An 18,096-nucleotide genomic window follows, 5' to 3' on the forward strand; every position below is an offset into this window, starting at 1 on the left:
CGCACGACGAGGAGGTGTTCCGGCGGCAGTGCCGGCCGCCGCCCGGTCCGCCAGAACGCCGGGGTGCGGGTCGGCGTGCAGCAGCCCGAGCCGGGCGGGGGAGCTGAGCTCCGACCCGACGATCGTGTGCGCGTACCGGTCCCGCGTCTCGCGAGGGGCACGGGCCGGGTCCGCGACGAGCGCGCCGAGCGGCTCCCCGTTCAGCCACTCGCTGACGATCACGGCGGGCGCCGAGGCCACGACCCGCGGTACCACCAGCGGTCCGTGGCGGCCGCGGGGAAGGCGGCGGCGAAGCGGCGCCGGCGGTCGGCCTCGGCACGGTGGTCCAGCTCGTCGAGCATCCGGTCGCGCAGCTCGCGGAGCAGGCCGCGGGCGTCGAGGGCCGGGACGACGGGGGTCAGCAGGGACGCGAAGCGCTCCAGCGTGCGCAGGTCGGCGGCCAGGGCCTCGCCCGCGCCGGGGTACTGCACCTTCACGGCGACCTCGCGCCCGTCGTGTCACACCGCCCGGTGCACCTGTCCGACGCTCGCCGCGGCCGCCGGGCGGTCGTCGAACGCGCGGAAGCGACGGGGCCAGTCCCGCCCGAGCTGCGCGGCGAGGACCCCGTGGACCTCGCGCGCCGGCATCGTCGGGCCCGTGGCCTGCAGCCGGGCCAGGGCCTCGCGGTACGGGCCGGCCAGCTCCGCGGGGATCAGCGGCTCGTGGACCGAGAGCGCCTTGCCGACCTTCGTCGCGCCGCCCTTGAGCCGGCCGAGCACCGCGAAGAGCTGCTCGGCGTTGCGTCGCAGCGCCTCGGCCGAGACCTCCTCGCGGTCGGCGCCGGCGAGGCGGCGGCCCGATCCGGCGACGGCGCGCCGGCGAACGACACGGGCAGCGCGGCCAGGGCGGCGGTGCGGGGCGGCCCCGCCCCGCGGAATCGTGGGGACGGTGGTGAGCGTGGTCGTGCGACCGAGCCTGGTCGGCGGCGGGCGGGGGCGTCGCCGGGGTCACCACCGAGATCGGGGTGTGGCCACCCCACCTCCGGTCCGGGCTCAGGGTCGGGGCTCAGTCGGGGATCGCCTGGAGGAGCTTCTCCAGGGTGTTCCAGTTGCGGCCGGTCGTCGGCACCTTCCAGGCCTTGCGGACGAACGCCGCGACGTCCGGGGAGTTCGAGATCCCGTCCGGGCACCACTGGTAGATCAGCCCGTTCCGCACCACGATCCGCTCGGGGTCGAGCTCGGCGGGGCTGGGCGCGTCGGCCGGGGGTGTGCCGAACAGCCAGAGCACGAGCATCCGGGAGCCGTTGTCGGCAATCTCACGCAACGGGTGTGCGTCGGCCGCGGCCTGCAGATCGGCGCGCGTCAGCACGAGCACCCTGATCTCCGTGCCGTACCGCTCGGCGAGCGCCGCCTCGATCCGCGCGGCGACCGCCGCGGCGGGCCCGTCGGCCGCGAGGACGGCGTTACCGCTCTGCAACAGCGTCTTGACCTGCGTGAATCCGAGATCGGCGAGCAGCTCGCGCAGCTCCGCCATCGCGACTTTCCTGTTCCCGCCGACGTTCACGCCCCGCAGGAGGACCGCGTAGCCCGTCACGGGGCGGGAACCTACACCCGCTCCGGCGACCCGACCGCTCACCGCACACGGAGCGCATCCGGCTGACCTCAGGGGCAGGACGGGGGTGTTCCCCCGTGACCTCGCTGTGACGTTCTGGGAAGGTGGTCCGAGTACTCCCCGAGACCCCCCGTGGGAAGGAATCCCTTCGTGCAGCTTCTCGACGCCGGTGCCCTCGTGGCGCTTTTCGACGCCGTGCTGCACAGCGTGTGGCTGCTCCCGGTGCTCGCCGTGCTCATCGCCTTCGACGGACCCTTCCCCGTGCTGCCCAGCGAGACGCTGCTGACGGTGGGTGCGGCCGCGGCGTTCGGCACCGGCGACGCGGTCGGCGTGCTCGGGCTGTTCCTGGCGTCGATGGTCGGCTCGATGCTCGGCGATGTGGCCGTCTACTCGCTCGGCCGGAGCTCGAACCGCGTCCTGCGTGGCGCCGGGCAGAAGGACGACGGGCTGGGCGCGTGGGTCCGCCGCAACCTCTGGAGCAGGCCGATCGTGGCCTGTGTCGGCGCGCGGCTCGTCCCCGGCGGCCGGCTGGTCAGCACCGCCGCCTGCGGACGCGTGCGGCTGCCGGTGCGGATGTTCCTGCCCGCCACCGCGGCCAGCTCGGCGGTGTGGGCCGTGTACATGCTGCTGGTCGGCGCGGTGCTCGGGCCGATCACCAAGGGCAACCCGCTGCTCTGCCTCGCCGCCGGCATGATCATGGCCGTGGTGACCGCGGGCGGCTTCGAGGCCGCGCGGCGCATCCGCCGCGTCGTGCTGTCCCGGCGCGCCGCCCGCGCCGCCCTCGCCCCGGTCCCCGCACCGGAGCCCGCGCTCGCGCGCTGACCCGTCCCACCCCCTGCGGCCCGTCTCACGCTGAGACGGGCCGCACGCGTGTCGGCACCGAGAATGATCGCGTGCGCGACGAGGCGTGGGTGGTCGAGGTGGGGGAGACGAACGCGGCCTGGCTGGCCACGGAGAGCCGGACGGCGCGGCTGGCCCGCGAGTACCGGCCCGTTGACCTCGGTGACGGCAGGGTCCGCTACAGCGCCCGTGCGCTGGGTGCGGCGCGCGAGCTGGGCGAGGAGGAGGACGGCTTCCTCACCGACGACGCCGACGGCCTGCGGGTCTGGATCGGCGACGACGCCTTCGAGCTCGAACGCGAGTAGGGCTCGACAACGAGAGCACCGCTCTTGACTCCTGCGCAGCGGTGCGCTTGACTGACGTCGTCACGAGAGCAGTGCTCTCGAACAAGACGAGGAGTCACGATGATCGAGCCGCAGCAGCGCTACCTGGCCCCGCGCACCGGGACCGCCGTGTTCAACCGGGTCGTCGCCGCCCTGACCCGCGCGGGGATCAGCGTCATGGGCAGCCGCGTGCTGGCCGTGCGCGGCCGCACGAGCGGGCAGTGGCGCACCGTGCCGGTGAACCTGCTGGTCCTCGAGGGGGAGCGGTACCTGGTCGCGCCCCGCGGGCACACGCAGTGGGTGCGGAACCTCCGCGCGGCGGGCACCGGCGAACTGCGCCTCGGCCGGCGGGTGGAGGCGTTCACCGCCACCGAGCTCGACGACGACGAGAAGCTCCCGATCCTGCGGGAGTACCTGCGGAAGTGGGCCTGGGAGGTCGGCGCCTTCTTCGAGGGCATCGACAAGGACTCGCCCGACGACGTCCTCCGCGAGGCCGCCCCCGGGTTCCCCGCCTTCCGAATCCGGTGAGGTTGCTGTCCGGTGCCGGTGGGGGCTCCCCAGTCCACCGGCACCGGTGTCGGGTTCAACGCGGGGGGCCGCCCGGGGTTTCGGTCGGAATCCCAGGACCCCCACCAGTCCCGCCGAACGTGGCACGAGATGCGCCGATCGGTCGCTCCCGCGCCGGACTGCGTGCCTCGGCAACGACTCCCCGGTGATCGCGTCGCGGCGACCGCGCGGCGCCGGTCCGGACCATCCGGACAACCCTCGCCGGGCACGGGCGTGGGTGGTCCTCGGGCCCGGCGGCGAGCGGGGACGGGCGCTAGGTTCGTTTTGTGGTGGAACAATCCGGGCCGGTTGAGCACGTGCAGGACGGCCGTGCACCGGGGAGGCAGGACGGCGGGCGGAACGGCCGGGCACCCGGCGGGCAGGACGGCCGGGCACCCGGCGGGCGGGATCGCGGGTCCGGCGGTGGGTCCGGCGGCGAGAGCACGCTGACCGTTCTCATCGCCGGTGGCGCCAACGCCGCGATCGGCGTCCTGAAGCTCGTGGCGGGCCTGCTGACGGGCTCGTCGGCGATGCTGGCCGAGGCCGCCCACTCCGTCGCCGACACCACCACCGAGGGGCTGCTGCTGGCCGCGTTGCGCCGCTCCGCCCGCAGGCCCGACCGCCGGCACCCCTTCGGCTACGGCAAGGAGCGCTTCTTCTGGGCGCTGATCGCCGCCGTCTCGATCTTCGTGTCCGGCGGCGTGTTCGCGATCTACGAGGGCGTGTCGACGATCCTCGGCGAGGAGGCCGCGCAGACGCTCGCCTGGGTCGCCTACGCCGTGCTCGGGGTGTCGTTCCTCCTGGAGGGCACCTCGTGGCTGCAGGCGGTGCGGCAGGTGCGCAAGGAGGCGGCGGCCGAGGAGAGCACCTTCTTCCGCTGGCTGCGGACCACCGACGACCCCACCGTGAAGACCGTCTTCTTCGAGGACAGCGCGGCGCTGATCGGTCTGGTGCTGGCGTTCGCGGGCGTCGGGCTGCACCAGCTGACCGGCTCGGGGATCTGGGACGGGGTGGCGTCCCTGCTGATCGGGCTGCTGCTGGCCGCGGTCGCCTACATCCTGGGCCGCACCAACAAGGGCCTGCTGATCGGCCGCCAGGCGGACCTGCGGCTCGTCACGGCGATCCGGCGCACCCTCGACGACCGGCCCGAGGTCGACGCCGTGGTGGACCTGCTGACCATGCAGCTCGGCACGGACAGCGTGCTGCTGTGCGCCCGGCTGGACTTCGACGACGCGCTCGGCGCCGCGGACGTCGAGCGGGCCTGCGTGGAGATCGACGCGGACCTGCGGGAGCGGTTCGGCGATCTCGCCGAGATCTTCCTGGAGCCGGTGCCGCGCACCGACCCGGTGATGCGCGAGCGGGTGCTCGACCGCTACGGCCGCACCCTCGCCCCCGAGACATGAGGAGCGAACGGCACTCTCGCTCACTAGGAATGAGCAAGAGCGCCGTTCGCTCACAGGGTTTGTGGTGAGCGCTCACACGGTCCGGGGGTGAGCTCGCCTCCGGCCCCGGACACACGAACGGCGCTCCTGCTCGTCGGATGAGCGGGAGCGCCGGCGTGCAGAGCGGAACGGTGCCGGGATCAGGCGATCTGGCGGTCCGTGGGGTTGATCGGGCGCGGGAGGACGTCCCGCCCGGTCAGGTAGGCGTCCACTCCGGCGGCCGCGGAGCGGCCCTCGGAGATGGCCCACACGATCAGCGACTGGCCGCGGCCCATGTCGCCGGCGACGAACACGCCGTCGACGCTGGACATGTAGTTCTGGTCGCGCGCGACGTTGCCGCGCTCGTCCAGCTCGACGCCCAGCTCGGAGAGCAGCTTGCCCTTCTCCGGCCCGACGAAGCCCATCGCCAGCAGGACCAGGTCCGCCGGGATCTCCTGCTCGGTACCCTCGACCGGCTCGAAGCCCTTGTCGGTGCGGTTGACCTGGACCAGGCGCAGCGCCTTGACCTTGCCGTTGCCGTCGTCGACGAACTCGGTGGTGTTGACCGAGAACAGCCGCTCGCCGCCCTCCTCGTGCGCCGACGAGACCCGGTAGACCATCGGGTAGGTCGGCCAGGGCATGCCCTCGGTGCGGTGCTCCGGCGGAGTCGGCATGATCTCGAGCTGGGTCACCGACGCGGCCTTCTGGCGGTGCGAGGTGCCCAGGCAGTCGGCGCCGGTGTCGCCGCCGCCGATGATCACGACGTGCTTGCCCTCGGCGGTGATCGGCGGGGCGTCGAGGTCGCCCTCCTGCACGTGGTTGGCCCACGGCAGGAACTCCATCGCCTGGTAGATGCCCTCGAGCTCGCGACCCTTGGCCGGGATGTCCCGCCAGGCGGTGGCCCCGCCGGCCAGGACAACGGCGTCGAACTCCTCGCGGAGCTGCTCGGTGGTGACGTCGACCCCGACGTCGACCGAGGCGCGGAAGTGCGTGCCCTCGGCCTGCATCTGCTCGAGTCGCCGGTCGAGCCGGGACTTCTCCATCTTGAACTCGGGGATGCCGTAGCGGAGCAGCCCGCCGATCCGGTCCGCCCGCTCGAACACGACGACCTCGTGCCCGGCGCGGGTGAGCTGCTGCGCGGCGGCGAGCCCGGCCGGGCCGGAGCCGACGACCGCGACCTTCCTGCCGGTCTTCACCGCCGGGACGACCGGGGTCACCCAGCCCTCGTCCCAGGCGCGGTCGATGATCTCGACCTCGACCTGCTTGATGGTGACGGCGTCGTCGTTGATCGCGAGCACGCACGCCGCCTCGCACGGGGCGGGGCACAGCGTCCCGGTGAACTCCGGAAAGTTGTTGGTGGCGTGCAGCCGCTCGATCGCCTCGCGCCAGTCCTTGCGGTAGACGAGGTCGTTCCACTCCGGGATGAGGTTCCCCAGCGGACAGCCCTGGTGACAGAACGGGATGCCGCAGTTCATGCAGCGACCCGCCTGCTTCTCCAGGGTGGCGCGCGGGAAGTCCTCGTAGACCTCGCGCCAGTCCATCAGGCGCAGGTCGACGGGACGGCGCTTCGGGGTCTCACGGGGGGTGGTCAGAAAGCCCTTCGGGTCACCCATGTGCGGCCTCCATGATCGCCGCGTTGACGTCGCGGCCATCCTTCTCGGCCTGCTCGCGGGCCTGCAGGACGCGCTTGAAGTCCTTCGGCATGATCTTGCCGAAGCGCTCCACCGCCACGTCCCAGTCCTTGAGCAGGGCGCGGGCGACCGGGGAGTCGGTCTCCGCGTGGTGCTTCTCGACGTACTCCCGCAGGAACTCGCGGTCGGCGTCGTCGAGGGGGTCGATGTCGACCATCTCGGGGTTGACCCGCCGCGCGAGCAGCTCGTCGTCCGCCTCGAGGTCGAGCACGTAGGCGATGCCGCCGGACATGCCGGCCGCGAAGTTGCGGCCCACCTTGCCCAGCACGATCACCTTGCCGCCGGTCATGTACTCGCAGCCGTGGTCACCCACGCCCTCGACGACCGCGACGGCGCCGGAGTTCCGCACGCAGAAGCGCTCGCCGACGATGCCGCGGATGAACATCTCGCCGGACGTGGCCCCGTACAGGATCACGTTGCCCGCGATGATGTTCTCCTCGGCCGCGAACGGGGCCGACGGGTCCGGCCGCAGGATCAGCCGGCCGCCGGACAGGCCCTTACCGAAGAAGTCGTTCGTGTCGCCGATCATCCGCAGCGTGATGCCCTTCGGCACGAACGCACCCAGCGACTGCCCGGCCGAGCCGGTCAGGGTGATGTCGATCGTGTCGTCCGGCAGGCCCTCGCGGCCCCACTTCTTCGTCAGCTCGTAGCCGAGCATGGTGCCGACGGTCCGGTTGACGTTACGCACCGGCAGGTCCAGCCGGACCCGGTCGCCGTTCTTCAGCGCGCCCTCGGCCAGCTGGATCATGGTGTTGTCCAGCGCCCTCTCCAGGCCGTGGTCCTGCGCCTGGGTCCGGTGCCGGGAGGCGCCCTCGGGCAGCTCCGGCGCGTGGAAGATCGGCCGCAGGTCCAGCCCGCGGGTCTTCCAGTGGTGCACCGCGGCGTCCGTGTCGAGAAGTTCCGCGTGCCCGACGGCCTCCTCGAGGCTCCGGAAGCCCAGCGCCGCCAGGAGCTCGCGCACCTCCTGCGCCACGAACCGCATGAAGTTGACCACGTACTCCGGCCGCCCGTCGAACTTCTCGCGCAGCGTCGGGTTCTGCGTCGCGACGCCGACCGGGCAGGTGTCCAGGTGGCAGACGCGCATCATGATGCAGCCGCTGACCACCAGCGGGGCCGTGGCGAAGCCGAACTCCTCGGCGCCCAGCAGGGCGGCGACGACGACGTCCCGGCCGGTCTTCAGCTGGCCGTCCGTCTGCACGACGATCCGGTCCCGCAGGTTGTTCGCCAGCAGCGTCTGCTGGGTCTCGGCCAGGCCGAGCTCCCACGGGCCGCCCGCGTGCTTGATCGAGGACAGCGGCGAGGCGCCGGTGCCTCCGTCGTGGCCCGAGATGAGCACGACGTCGGAGAAGGCCTTCGCCACGCCCGCCGCGACCGTGCCGACGCCGACCTGGCTGACCAGCTTCACGTGAATGCGGGCCCGCGGGTTGGCGTTCTTCAGGTCGTGGATGAGCTGCTTGATGTCCTCGATCGAGTAGATGTCGTGGTGCGGCGGCGGCGAGATCAGGCCGACGCCCGGCGTGGAGTACCGGGTCTCGGCGATCCAGGGGTAGACCTTGGCGCCGGGCAGCTGGCCGCCCTCGCCGGGCTTCGCACCCTGGCTGATCTTGATCTGGATGTCGTCCGCGTTGACCAGGTACTCGCTGGTGACGCCGAACCGGCCGGACGCGACCTGCTTGATCGCGCTGCGCCGGAGGTCGCCGTTCGCGTCGGGGAGGAACCGTGCCGCGTCCTCGCCGCCCTCGCCGGTGTTCGACTTGCCGCCGAGCCGGTTCATGGCGATCGCCAGGGTCTCGTGCATCTCCTGGCTGATGGAGCCGTAGGAGATCGCGCCCGTGCCGAACCGCTTGACGATCGACTCGACCGGCTCGACCTCGTCGATCGGCACCGGCGGGCGCACACCCTCCTTGAGGGCGAACAGCCCGCGCAGCGTCATCAGCCGCTTGGCCTGGTCGTCGACCGCCTTCGTGTACTCCTTGAAGATCTCGTACCGGCCGGAGCGGGTCGAGTGCTGGAGCTTGAACACGGTCTGCGGGTTGAACAGGTGCAGCTCGCCCTCGCGCCGCCACTGGTACTCGCCGCCGACGGCGAGCGCGCGGTGGCTGGCCCGGGTTCCGTCGGCCGGGTAGGCACGGCGGTGGTGCTTGAGCGCCTCCTCGGCGAGCACGTCGAACCCGACCCCGCCGAGGCGCGAGGTGGTGCCGGTGAAGCAGGTCTCCACGACGTCGGCACCCAGGCCGACCGCCTCGAAGATCTGCGCGCCGGTGTAGGAGGCGACGGTCGAGATGCCCATCTTGGACATCGTCTTCCGCACGCCCTTGCCCAGCGCCTTGACCAGGTTCTTCGCCGCCGTCCTGGCGTCGACGCCCGGGATGTCGCCGCGCTCGGCGAGGTCCTCCACGGTCGCCATCGCCATGTACGGGTTGACCGCCGACGCGCCGTAGCCGATCAGCAGCGCGATGTGGTGCACCTCGCGGGCGTCGCCGGACTCGACGATCAGGCCCACCTGGGTGCGGGTGCGCTCCCGGACCAGGTGGTGGTGCACCGCGCCGGTGAGCAGCAGCGACGGGATCGGCGCGTACTGCGGGTCGACGCCGCGGCTGGACAGCACGATCAGCCGGGCGCCGTTCTGGATCGCCTCGGAGACCTCGCCGCGGATCTCCTGGAGCCGGCGCAGCAGGCCCTCGCCGCCGTCGGCCGCCCGGAAGACGCCCTTGACGGTGTAGGTGGCGAAGCCCGGCAGGTCGCCGTCGTCGTTGACGTGGACGATCTTGGCGAGGTCGTCGTTGCCCAGGACGGGGAACGGCAGCACGATCCGCCGGCAGTTCGCCGGGCCGGCCTCGAGCAGGTTCTGCTCCGGGCCGAGCAGCGAGCGCAGCGAGGTGACGAGCTCCTCGCGGATCGCGTCCAGCGGCGGGTTCGTGATCTGCGCGAACAGCTGGATGAAGTAGTCGTAGATCTGCCGCGGCTTCTCGGACAGGAACGCAAGCGGCGCGTCGTTGCCCATCGAGCCGATCGGCTCCGCCCCCGAGGCGGCCATCGGCTTGAGGAGGACGGTGAGCTCCTCCTCGGTGTAGCCGAAGGACTGCTGGCGGCGGGTCAGCTCGCTGTGCGCCGGGATCTCGCGCTGCCGCTCGGGCAGGTCCTCGAGCGCGATGCGGCCGGCGTGCAGCCACTCCTCGTACGGCAGCGCCGCGGCCAGCTCGCCCTTGATCTCCTCGTCGGCGACGATCTTGCCCGCCTCGGTGTCGACCAGGAACATGCGTCCCGGCTCGAGCCGGCCCTTGCGCACGACCTGCGCCGGGTCGACGTCCAGCACGCCGACCTCGGAGGCCAGCACGACCAGCCCGTCCTCGGTGACCCAGTACCGGGCCGGCCGGAGACCGTTGCGGTCGAGCACCGCGCCGATCTGGGTGCCGTCGGTGAAGGCGACGAGCGCCGGTCCGTCCCACGGCTCCATCAGGTTGGAGTGGAACTCGTAGAAGGCGCGCCGCTTCGGGTCCATCTCGGCGTGGTTCTCCCACGCCTCGGGGATCATCATGAGCACGGCGTGCGGCAGCGAGCGGCCCGACAGGTGCAGCAGCTCCAGCACCTCGTCGAAGGTCGCCGAGTCCGACGCGTCCGGCGTGACGATCGGGACCAGCCGGTCCAGGTTGCCCGGCAGCACCGAGGACTCCAGCAGCGCCTCGCGCGCCTTCATCCAGTTGCGGTTGCCGCGCAGCGTGTTGATCTCCCCGTTGTGCGCGACGTACCGGTAGGGGTGCGCCAGCGGCCAGGCCGGGAAGGTGTTGGTGGAGAAGCGCGAGTGCACCACGGCCAGGGCGGTGGTGACGCGCGGGTCCGACAGGTCGGGGTAGAAGGCCTCGACCTGCGGCTCGGCGAGCATGCCCTTGTAGACCACGGTCCGCGGGGACAGGCTCGGGAAGTAGACGCCGGTCTCGTGCTCCACCCGCTTGCGCAGGCAGAAGGTGCGCCGCTCCAGCTCGATGCCGGTGGGCGGCGGCTTCACGATGCCGGTCTCGATGCCGGCCACGAACAGCTGGCGGAAGCCGGGCATGGCGGCCAGCGAGGTGGGGCCGAGGTCGGCCTTCTCCGGGTCGGTCGGCAGGTCACGCCAGCCGAGCACGCGGAGGTTCTCCTCGGCGGCCAGCTCGTTGATCCGCGCGACGGCCTCGTCGGCCTTCGCCTCGTCGCGGGGGAGGAACGCGATGCCGGTGGCGTACGCGCCCGCCTCGGGCAGGTCGAAGTCCACGACCTCGCGGTAGAAGCCGTCCGGGACCTGGATCAGGATGCCGGCGCCGTCACCGGTGTTCTCCTCGGCGCCACGGGCGCCGCGGTGTTCGAGCCGGAGCAGCGCCGTGAGCGCCTTCTCGACGATCGAGTGGTCGCGCCGACCCTGGAGGTCGGCCACCATGGCGACGCCGCAGGCGTCGTGCTCGTGCTCGGGGGAGTAGAGCCCGCCGGGCGCCGGCGCGCTCGTCACCGGAATCGTGTCCGTGGCGCCGGGGCGGTTGCTGATCGCAGCCAACAGCTCCTCCTGTCGTCTCGGTGCACCCCGACTTCGCATCGGGACGACGTGTGGGTGGTTCCACAAGGGGGTCCAGAATACAGCGATGCTCCGACGGAACGCTGACGCTGGTCCGTTCGGGTGCACCGTCCGGACTGCGCCTCAGTCGTCTCCTGCTGGTGTTCGGACGCACGTGTCTCGGCCGCGACCCGACTTCGGGCCCGGCCGGCGGCTTGCACTTGGGGGACCCCACGCAGCGTCGGGTGCGGTCTCGCCGGGAAAAGAGTGACACGCCGACGCGTTGATACGCCAGATCTGGCGGGCTGATGCGCTGTGACCTGCGTCGGAGGCGGCGCCACGCGGGCCCCGCGCGGCGTGTCGGACGATCTCGGCCGTCCGTCCGGGCAGGTCACGGCCCTCCGGCCCACCCGTGACCGGGCCCGGACGGCGAGACTGGGGTGATGCAGTGCACGCGGCACCCGGATCGCCTTCCCGGCGTGACCGGGACGACACCCGAACGGGCGCAGGCCGGGAAGGTGGGCGGACGGTGACGTCCTCGATGCGCACCGTGCTCGCCGACGTCGGACGGATCGGCCCCTTCTTCGCCGTCGGGACCGACCCGGCCGAGACCGCCGACCCCACGTGGCGGCCGCTGCGGGAGCTCGCCGCCGGTCCCGGGGAGCCGGGCGCCCTCGCGGACCGTGTCGCCCACGTCCGGCGGGTGCTCGCCGAGCAGGCCGGCTGCCCGGTCGAGGAGCGGGTGGCCGCGTCCATCGCGCTGCAGGGGCTGGCCGCCCGGCTGGTCTCCGCCCCGCTCGCGGCCGTGGCGCTGCACGGCGTCCTCCCCGACCTCGGGCGCGACGCCCTGCACTGGCGGGTGTCGCTCACCGGCCCGTGGCCCCTGTGGGCGGACCCCGACCGTCCCGCCCGGGATCCGGCCGGGCTGCCCGCCCTCGTGGCGGAGGAGATCGCGGAACCGCTGGTCGCCGCGGTCCGCGCGCTCGTGCCGGTCTCCGGGCGGGTGCTGTGGGGCAACGTCGCGTCCTCGGTGGCGGGGGCGAAGCGGGTGCTCGGCACGGAGCGGCCCGCCGCCGCCGTCCGCGCCGCCGAGGTCGCGGCCGCGGTCCTGGACCACCCGCTGCTGGCGGGCGCGGGGGAGCGGCGGCCGCCGGGCCCGCCGGACCACGGCTGGACCTTCCGCCGCCGCTCCTGCTGCCTCTACTACCGGCTGCCGGGCGGCGGGACCTGCGGCGACTGCGTGCTGTCCGGCCGGGCCGGTTCCTAGCGGAGGTTCCCCGGGAGGGGCTCCCGCGGCCCGGCGTCGAGCAGGACGTCGGCGACCGTGACCGTGACGAGGGCGTCCAGGCCGGTGTCCGCGCGCACCCGGTCCGCGACCGCCCGCTGCACGGCCGTACAGAGGTCTCGGGCGTTGTGGCCGAGGGTCGTGACCAGGGTCAACGAGACCTCGGCGCGCCTGCCCCGCACCGCGGCCGACGCGCCGGCCGCCGACAGCGCGTCCCCGGCGGACCGGTCGCCCAGCAGCGAGCCGGCCAGCCCGAGCAGCGTCTGCGCCAGTGCCGGCAGCAGCGCGACCACGCCGGGCACCTCGCGGGCGGCGGCCGCCGCGATCCGGGCGACGACGGCGTCGCCGACCGTCAGCCGGACCGGTGGGAGCTCCGGCTGCTCGGGCGTCACGGCTCGTCCCACAGGTCGACCACCGCGATGTCCACGCTGCGCACCGGCACCCCTAGGGCCTGCTCGCCCGCCGCCACCACCATCTGCCGCACCCGGGCCGTCACCGACGCCAGGTCGACGCCGAAGCGGGCGGTCACGGTGATCGCGACCGTCACGCCGAAGGGGTCCGCGCCGGCGGTCCCGCTGCCGTTCCCGAGCGGCCGGCCGCCGTTCGCCCCCGCCGCGACGGGCTCGATCCGGCAGCTGCGGGCCCGCATCCCGTCCATCCCGTCGACGACGTGGCGGAGCACCCGGGCCGCGGCGGGCCGGCTCAGCCGCGCGGGACCGGCGGGGGAGTCCAGTGCCAGCAGGTCCTGCGGGCGCAGCTCGGCGGTGACGGTGTCCAGCACCGCCTGCATGACGCCGTCGAGCACCGAGGGCGGCGGCACCGGGCGCTCGGCCGCCATCCGGTGGACGACGCCGTCGAGGCCGAGGGCGTCGGCGGCCGCGGCCCGGCAGTGCGGGCACTCCCGCTCGTGCGGGTCGAGGGTGCCCTCGACCGCGTGGTCCCAGACGTCGGCGGCGTCCCGGCCGCAGGCCAGCGGCTCGATCCGCTCGTCGGCCGGACCGGACGTCCCGCCGGTACCGGTCGCGCCCGGGGTCCCCCTGCCTACCTCCACGACCGCATCACCCCCGCGAGCGCCCGGCGGGCGCGGTGGATCCGCCCGCGCACCGCGGTCTCCGACGAGCCGGTGATCTCCGCGATCTCGGCGTAGCCCAGCCCCTCCAGCTCGCGCAGCACGAAGCAGGCCCGCTGGTCGTCGGGGAGGGTCCGCAGGGCCGCCCGCAGTGCCGCGAGGCCCGCGTCGACCTCCGCGGCGTGCTCGGGTGCGCCGGCCTCGGGCGCCGCGAGCCGCTCCGGGGCCACCTCCTCCACCTGCTCCACCGACACCGTGGCGCGGCGGCGACGCAGCAGGTCGAGGCACCGGTTCGTGACGATGCGGTACGCCCAGGTGGTGAAGGCCGAGTCGCCGCGGAAGCGGTCCAGCCGGCGCCACGCGTCGAGCAGCGACTCCTGCAGGGCGTCCTCGGCGTCCGCCGCGTTCCCGACCAGGCGCAGCGCGAGCCGGTACAGCGCGGCCTGGTGCCGCCGGGCGAGCTCGGAGAAGGCGCGCACGTCGCCCTCGCGGGCGCGCACGACGAGGGTGGTGTCGTCCAGCGCGCGCTCCACGGGGACCGGGTCGGGGGCGGCCGGGACGGCGGGCGGCGGGCACACGTCCTCCCGCGCCCCCCTCGTCCGCATCGCCTGCACCACGGTCCCGTCCGACAGCCCCGTCCCCCCGGCGCCGGGTGGTGACGCCGGTCACGCGCATCGTATGCCGGGCGGGGGTCGGGGGTAACCGCTCCGCGAGGCCCGACGCTAGCGGCCGGAGGGTCCGGCCGCGCGGCGGGCGCACGAGTCCGGGAGGTTCACCAGATGAGCATGAAGGACAAGCTGGACAACAAGAGCCAGGAGATGACGGGCAAGGCCAAGGAGGCCACCGGCCGCGCCACGGACGACGAGCGCCTCGAGGCCGAGGGCCGCACCGACCAGATGGGCGCCGACCTCAAGCAGGCGGCCGAGAAGGTCAAGGACGTCTTCAAGCACTGATCTCCACGCACCGGTCGGCGTCGAGCCGAGCGGCGCGCCCGCTCCCGACGGCGGCGTCCCGGGCATCCGGGGCGCCGCCGCCACGTGTGCCCGCTAGCGTGGAGCCGTGTCCACGGTGCCCCCGCCGTCGCGCGGCGAAGGCCGGGCCGACGGGCCCCTGCCGGAGCGGGTCGCGGCCGCCGTGCTGCGCCATCCCGCCGTCGCCCGGCTGGACGGCGGGCCGTTCGGCAGCGTCGCCTCCTACCTGCCCGGGCGGCGGGTCGTCGGGGTGCGGGCGGCGGAGAAGGCCCCCGGGGACGACACGGGGGGAGCACGGGCCGGCGAGCCCGTCGAGGTGTCGGTCGTCGTCCGCTGGCCCGCGGGGTCGTCCCTGCCGGAGCTGGCCGGGGAGATCGCCGCGCTGGTGCGGGGGGTGACGGGGGACCGGCCCGTCGACGTGACGGTCGCGGACCTCGTCCCCGCCCCGCCCGGACCGCTCCCCGGGGCGGGCGCCGCCGACCGGTCCGGCGACGATCCCGGCGGTCCGGCGACAGGGCGCGGACCGGCCGGAACGCCCGGGATGCGTCTCGCCTAGACTCGCCCGGACACGTGCCCGGCGCGCGTGACCGCCCCTCCCGACCCCGGTTGACGCGGCGTCGTGCCGCCGTCGCACCGAGGTACGAACCGAGCAGGGCCCCGCCACACAGCAGAGCCACACAGCAGTCCGAGGAGTTCCACCGTGAAGAGCACCGTCGAGCACATCGGCCCGACACGCGTCAAGCTCACAGTCGAGGTGCCGTTCGACGAGCTCAAGCCCGACTTCGACCGCGCGTACAAGAAGATCGCGAAGCAGGTCCGCATCCCGGGCTTCCGCCCGGGCAAGGCCCCGGCGCGCATCCTCGACGCCCGTCTCGGCCGTGGCGTGGTGCTGGACGAGGTGCTCAACGCCGCCGTCCCCGCCAAGTACTCCGAGGCCGTCGCGGCCGCGGACGACGTCAAGCCGATCGGCCAGCCGAACATCGAGGTCACCGAGCTCGCCGACGGGGACAAGGTCGCGTTCACCGCGGAGGTCGACGTCCGGCCGGAGATCACGCTCCCGGACCTGGACGGCATCACGGTGCAGGTCGACGACGTCGAGGTCACGGACGAGCAGGTCACCGAGCAGCTCGACCAGCTGCGCGCCCGCTTCGGCACGCTGACCGGTGTCGAGCGCCCGGCGCAGGAGGACGACTTCGTCCAGATCGACCTCTCCGCCGCCGTCGACGGCAAGGAGATCGAGGAGGCCACGACGACCGGGTACTCGTACCAGGTCGGTCAGGGCGGCCTGATCGAGGGCATCGACGAGGCCATCACCGGCCTGTCCGCCGGCGAGGAGCGCACCTTCACCTCGAAGCTGGTCGCGGGCGAGTACGCCGACCGGGACGCCGAGGTCACCGTGAAGGTCACCGCGGTCAAGGAGCGCCAGCTCCCCGACGCCGACGACGAGTTCGCCCAGCTGGCCAGCGAGTTCGACACCCTCGAGGAGCTCACCGCGGACCTGCGGGAGCGGCTCGGCCGGGTGCGCCGCATGGAGCAGGTCACCCAGGCCCGGGACAAGGTGCTCGACGAGATCGTCGACAACACCGAGGTCCCGCTGCCGGAGAGCGTCGTCGAGGCCGAGGTGGAGTCCCGCCACCATGACGCCGTGCACGCGTTCGACCACAGCGACGAGCAGTTCAACGAGTTCCTCGAGAAGCAGGGCAAGACCCGCGAGGAGTTCGACAGCGAGACCCGCGCGGAGGCCGAGAAGTCGGTCAAGACCCGCCTGGTGCTCGACGCGCTGGCCGACGCGGAGGAGGTCCAGGTCGGCGACCAGGAGCTCACCGAGCGGATCATCTACCAGGCCCAGCAGTACGGGATGGCGCCCGAGGAGTTCGTGCAGCGCATCCAGCAGGCGGGCCAGCTCGGCGCGATCTACTCGGACGTCCGGCGGAGCAAGGCGCTGATCGTCGCCGTCCGCGCGGCCACCGTCACCGACGCCGCCGGCGAGCCGGTGGACCTCTCGGACCTGCTCGGCACGGAGGAGGGCGCCGCGGTGGCCGTGGACGCCGAGGAGGCCCCCGAGGCCGCCGCCGAGGCCGCCGACACCGCCGCGGACACCGCCGCCGACGAGACCGCCGCCGAGGAGTCCGCCGCGGGCGAGACCGAGGTCGTCGAGGCCCCGGCGGCGGACGACGCGTCCGAGGCCGCGGTGGGCACCGAGGCCGCGGGCCCGGCCGCCGGCAAGGCCTGATCGCGCGCGCCTGACCAGCACGGACGGGTGGCCGCTGCGCTGTCGGCGAACACGCGCTCCGTGCGCGGACGCGGGGTGCCGCGGCCGCGTAGGGTCGGGCCCGAAGACAGGGACGGGCCGCCGGCCGGGACGCAGGTCCGACCGGCGGCCCATCGGAGGAGACGACCCCGAGTGACGCCAGCAGAAGGCAGGGTGAAGTGAGTCAGCAGGACACCGGTCCGCGGAGGACCGCGGACCGCCTCGTGGAGGACCGCCGCGCGCTGCAGATGCGTTCGGCCCCCTCGAGCATGACGCTGTCCGACTCGGTGTTCGAGCGGCTGCTGCAGCAGCGCATCGTGGTGCTCGGGCAGCAGGTCGACGACGAGATCGCCAACCGGATCGCCGCGCAGATGCTCCTGCTCGCCGCGGAGGACCCCGAGGCGGACATCGCGCTCTACATCAACTCGCCGGGTGGCTCCGTCACCGCGGGGATGGCCATCTTCGACACGATGGAGTTCATCCCCTGCGACGTCAGCACCTACGCGATGGGCCTGGCCGCGTCGATGGGGCAGTTCCTGCTCTCCGCGGGCACCCCGGGCAAGCGCTACGCGCTGCCGCACTGCCAGATCCTGATGCACCAGCCGTCGGCGGGCGTGGGCGGTTCGGAGTCGGACATCCGGATCCAGGCCGAGCTGTTCCGCCGGCACAAGCAGGAGATGGCCGAGCTGATCGCCGGGCACACCGGCCAGCCGGTCGAGAAGATCATCCGGGACTTCGACCGCGACCGCTGGTTCTCGGCGGAGGAGGCCAAGGAGTACGGCTTCGTCGACCAGGTGATCAGCCGGGCCGCGCAGGTCCCGGACTCGAGCTCGAACGGGGGCGTCTCGTCATGAGCGGTTTCCAGATGCCGCAGAGCCGGTACGTGCTGCCGTCCTTCGTGGAGCGCACGAGCTACGGGGTCAAGGAGTCGAACCCGTACAACAAGCTCTTCGAGGAGCGCATCATCTTCCTCGGGGTGCAGATCGACGACGCCTCGGCGAACGACGTCATGGCGCAGCTGCTGTGCCTCGAGTCGGCGGACCCCGACCGCGAGATCTCGATGTACATCAACTCGCCCGGCGGGTCGTTCACGTCACTGATGGCGATCTACGACACCATGCAGTTCATCCGCCCCGACATCCAGACCGTCTGCCTCGGGCAGGCGGCGTCGGCCGCGGCCGTGCTGCTGGCGGCGGGCACCCCGGGCCGTCGCCTCGCGGTGCAGAACGCCCGCATCCTGATCCACCAGCCGGCCACCGAGGGCTTCTACGGCCAGGTGTCCGACCTGGAGATCCAGGCCGCCGAGATCTCCCGCATGCGCAAGCTGCTGGAGTCCACCCTCGCGCGGCACAGCGGGCGCACGCCCGAGCAGGTGCACGACGACATCGAGCGGGACCGGATCCTCACGGCCGAGGAGGCCAAGGAGTACGGGATCGTCGACGAGATCATCCAGAGCCGGAAGCTGTCCGCCGTCGGCTGAGCCGGCCGGTGTCCCGGGGCCGTCGCAGGGCGGCCCCGGAGCACCCACCATCCCGTGACGTTGCGGGGTGGAACGCAGAACGACCGTCTGCCGACCCGATCCCGACA

Annotated in this window: 16 protein-coding genes and 1 pseudogene; 10 read left to right on the forward strand and 7 right to left on the reverse strand. The window is 73.3% G+C overall.

Going from position 1 to position 18,096, the window contains the following annotated elements; genetic code table 11:
* Window positions 1–218: 218 nt before the first annotated feature.
* Window positions 219–626: pseudogene (locus ABD990_RS02560) on the reverse strand (AarF/UbiB family protein).
* A gap of 418 nt (window positions 627–1,044) precedes the next feature.
* Window positions 1,045–1,572 (reverse strand): DUF1697 domain-containing protein, encoded by a 528-nt coding sequence (locus tag ABD990_RS02565; RefSeq protein ID WP_345378054.1) that lies wholly within the window; start codon window positions 1,570–1,572, stop codon window positions 1,045–1,047.
* Window positions 1,573–1,740: 168 nt separating this feature from the next.
* Between ABD990_RS02565 and ABD990_RS02570 the strand changes: the two genes are divergently transcribed.
* From ABD990_RS02570 to ABD990_RS02585, 4 genes are all read left to right on the forward strand, one after another.
* A complete protein-coding gene (locus tag ABD990_RS02570; RefSeq protein WP_345378055.1) occupies window positions 1,741–2,412 on the forward strand; it encodes a DedA family protein in 672 nt (223 codons plus the stop codon).
* A gap of 71 nt (window positions 2,413–2,483) precedes the next feature.
* Window positions 2,484–2,735, forward strand: a complete 252-nt coding sequence (locus ABD990_RS02575; protein WP_345378057.1) for a hypothetical protein — start codon at window positions 2,484–2,486, stop codon at window positions 2,733–2,735.
* A 99-nt stretch (window positions 2,736–2,834) separates the two neighbouring features.
* Window positions 2,835–3,281, forward strand: coding sequence for a nitroreductase family deazaflavin-dependent oxidoreductase (locus tag ABD990_RS02580; RefSeq protein WP_345378058.1), 447 nt, complete (start codon window positions 2,835–2,837; stop codon window positions 3,279–3,281).
* A gap of 464 nt (window positions 3,282–3,745) precedes the next feature.
* On the forward strand, window positions 3,746–4,702 hold the full coding sequence (locus tag ABD990_RS02585; protein ID WP_345378557.1) for a cation diffusion facilitator family transporter: 957 nt from the start codon (window positions 3,746–3,748) through the stop codon (window positions 4,700–4,702).
* A 179-nt stretch (window positions 4,703–4,881) separates the two neighbouring features.
* On the opposite strand, the gene ABD990_RS02590 is transcribed toward ABD990_RS02585, so the two are convergent.
* Together ABD990_RS02590 and gltB are read right to left on the reverse strand one after the other, a co-directional pair.
* The gene (locus ABD990_RS02590; RefSeq protein WP_345378059.1) at window positions 4,882–6,333 is read right to left on the reverse strand and encodes a glutamate synthase subunit beta; all 1,452 of its coding nucleotides are present in this window, start codon (window positions 6,331–6,333) and stop codon (window positions 4,882–4,884) included.
* On the reverse strand, window positions 6,326–10,891 hold the full coding sequence (gltB, locus tag ABD990_RS02595; protein WP_425569419.1) for a glutamate synthase large subunit: 4,566 nt from the start codon (window positions 10,889–10,891) through the stop codon (window positions 6,326–6,328). The genes ABD990_RS02590 and gltB overlap by 8 nt, the downstream gene beginning before the upstream one ends.
* A 571-nt stretch (window positions 10,892–11,462) precedes the next feature.
* Between gltB and ABD990_RS02600 the strand changes: the two genes are divergently transcribed.
* The gene (locus ABD990_RS02600; RefSeq protein ID WP_345378061.1) at window positions 11,463–12,200 is read left to right on the forward strand and encodes a (2Fe-2S)-binding protein; all 738 of its coding nucleotides are present in this window, start codon (window positions 11,463–11,465) and stop codon (window positions 12,198–12,200) included.
* On the opposite strand, the gene ABD990_RS02605 is transcribed toward ABD990_RS02600, so the two are convergent.
* Genes ABD990_RS02605 through ABD990_RS02615 form a run of 3 tightly spaced genes read right to left on the reverse strand, consistent with a single transcriptional unit; the run spans window position 12,197 to window position 13,892 of the window.
* Complete coding sequence (locus tag ABD990_RS02605; RefSeq protein WP_345378062.1) at window positions 12,197–12,610, reverse strand: Asp23/Gls24 family envelope stress response protein; 414 nt, start codon at window positions 12,608–12,610, stop codon at window positions 12,197–12,199. The two genes, ABD990_RS02600 and ABD990_RS02605, sit on opposite strands and share 4 nt — an antisense overlap.
* On the reverse strand, window positions 12,607–13,269 hold the full coding sequence (locus ABD990_RS02610; RefSeq protein WP_345378063.1) for an Asp23/Gls24 family envelope stress response protein: 663 nt from the start codon (window positions 13,267–13,269) through the stop codon (window positions 12,607–12,609). The genes ABD990_RS02605 and ABD990_RS02610 overlap by 4 nt, the downstream gene beginning before the upstream one ends.
* The gene (locus ABD990_RS02615) at window positions 13,260–13,892 is read right to left on the reverse strand and encodes an RNA polymerase sigma factor (RefSeq protein WP_345378064.1); all 633 of its coding nucleotides are present in this window, start codon (window positions 13,890–13,892) and stop codon (window positions 13,260–13,262) included. The genes ABD990_RS02610 and ABD990_RS02615 overlap by 10 nt, the downstream gene beginning before the upstream one ends.
* A gap of 174 nt (window positions 13,893–14,066) precedes the next feature.
* On the opposite strand from ABD990_RS02615, the gene ABD990_RS02620 reads away from it, so the two are divergent.
* From ABD990_RS02620 to ABD990_RS02640, 5 genes are all read left to right on the forward strand, one after another.
* Window positions 14,067–14,240: a CsbD family protein gene (locus ABD990_RS02620; protein ID WP_425569356.1), complete on the forward strand. Its 174-nt coding sequence runs from the start codon at window positions 14,067–14,069 to the stop codon at window positions 14,238–14,240.
* A 106-nt stretch (window positions 14,241–14,346) separates the two neighbouring features.
* Window positions 14,347–14,814 (forward strand): hypothetical protein, encoded by a 468-nt coding sequence (locus ABD990_RS02625; protein ID WP_345378065.1) that lies wholly within the window; start codon window positions 14,347–14,349, stop codon window positions 14,812–14,814.
* A gap of 144 nt (window positions 14,815–14,958) precedes the next feature.
* Window positions 14,959–16,491: a trigger factor gene (gene tig / locus ABD990_RS02630; protein WP_345378067.1), complete on the forward strand. Its 1,533-nt coding sequence runs from the start codon at window positions 14,959–14,961 to the stop codon at window positions 16,489–16,491.
* 266 nt (window positions 16,492–16,757) lie between these two features.
* Window positions 16,758–17,363, forward strand: coding sequence for an ATP-dependent Clp protease proteolytic subunit (locus tag ABD990_RS02635; protein ID WP_345378561.1), 606 nt, complete (start codon window positions 16,758–16,760; stop codon window positions 17,361–17,363).
* Entirely contained in the window at window positions 17,360–17,989 is a 630-nt protein-coding gene (locus tag ABD990_RS02640) for an ATP-dependent Clp protease proteolytic subunit (RefSeq protein WP_345378068.1), read from the forward strand. The genes ABD990_RS02635 and ABD990_RS02640 overlap by 4 nt, the downstream gene beginning before the upstream one ends.
* The last annotated feature ends 107 nt before the right edge of the window (window positions 17,990–18,096 follow it).

The organism is Pseudonocardia yuanmonensis, from assembly GCF_039542425.1.
Taxonomy (GTDB): Bacteria; Actinomycetota; Actinomycetes; order Mycobacteriales; family Pseudonocardiaceae; genus Pseudonocardia; species Pseudonocardia yuanmonensis.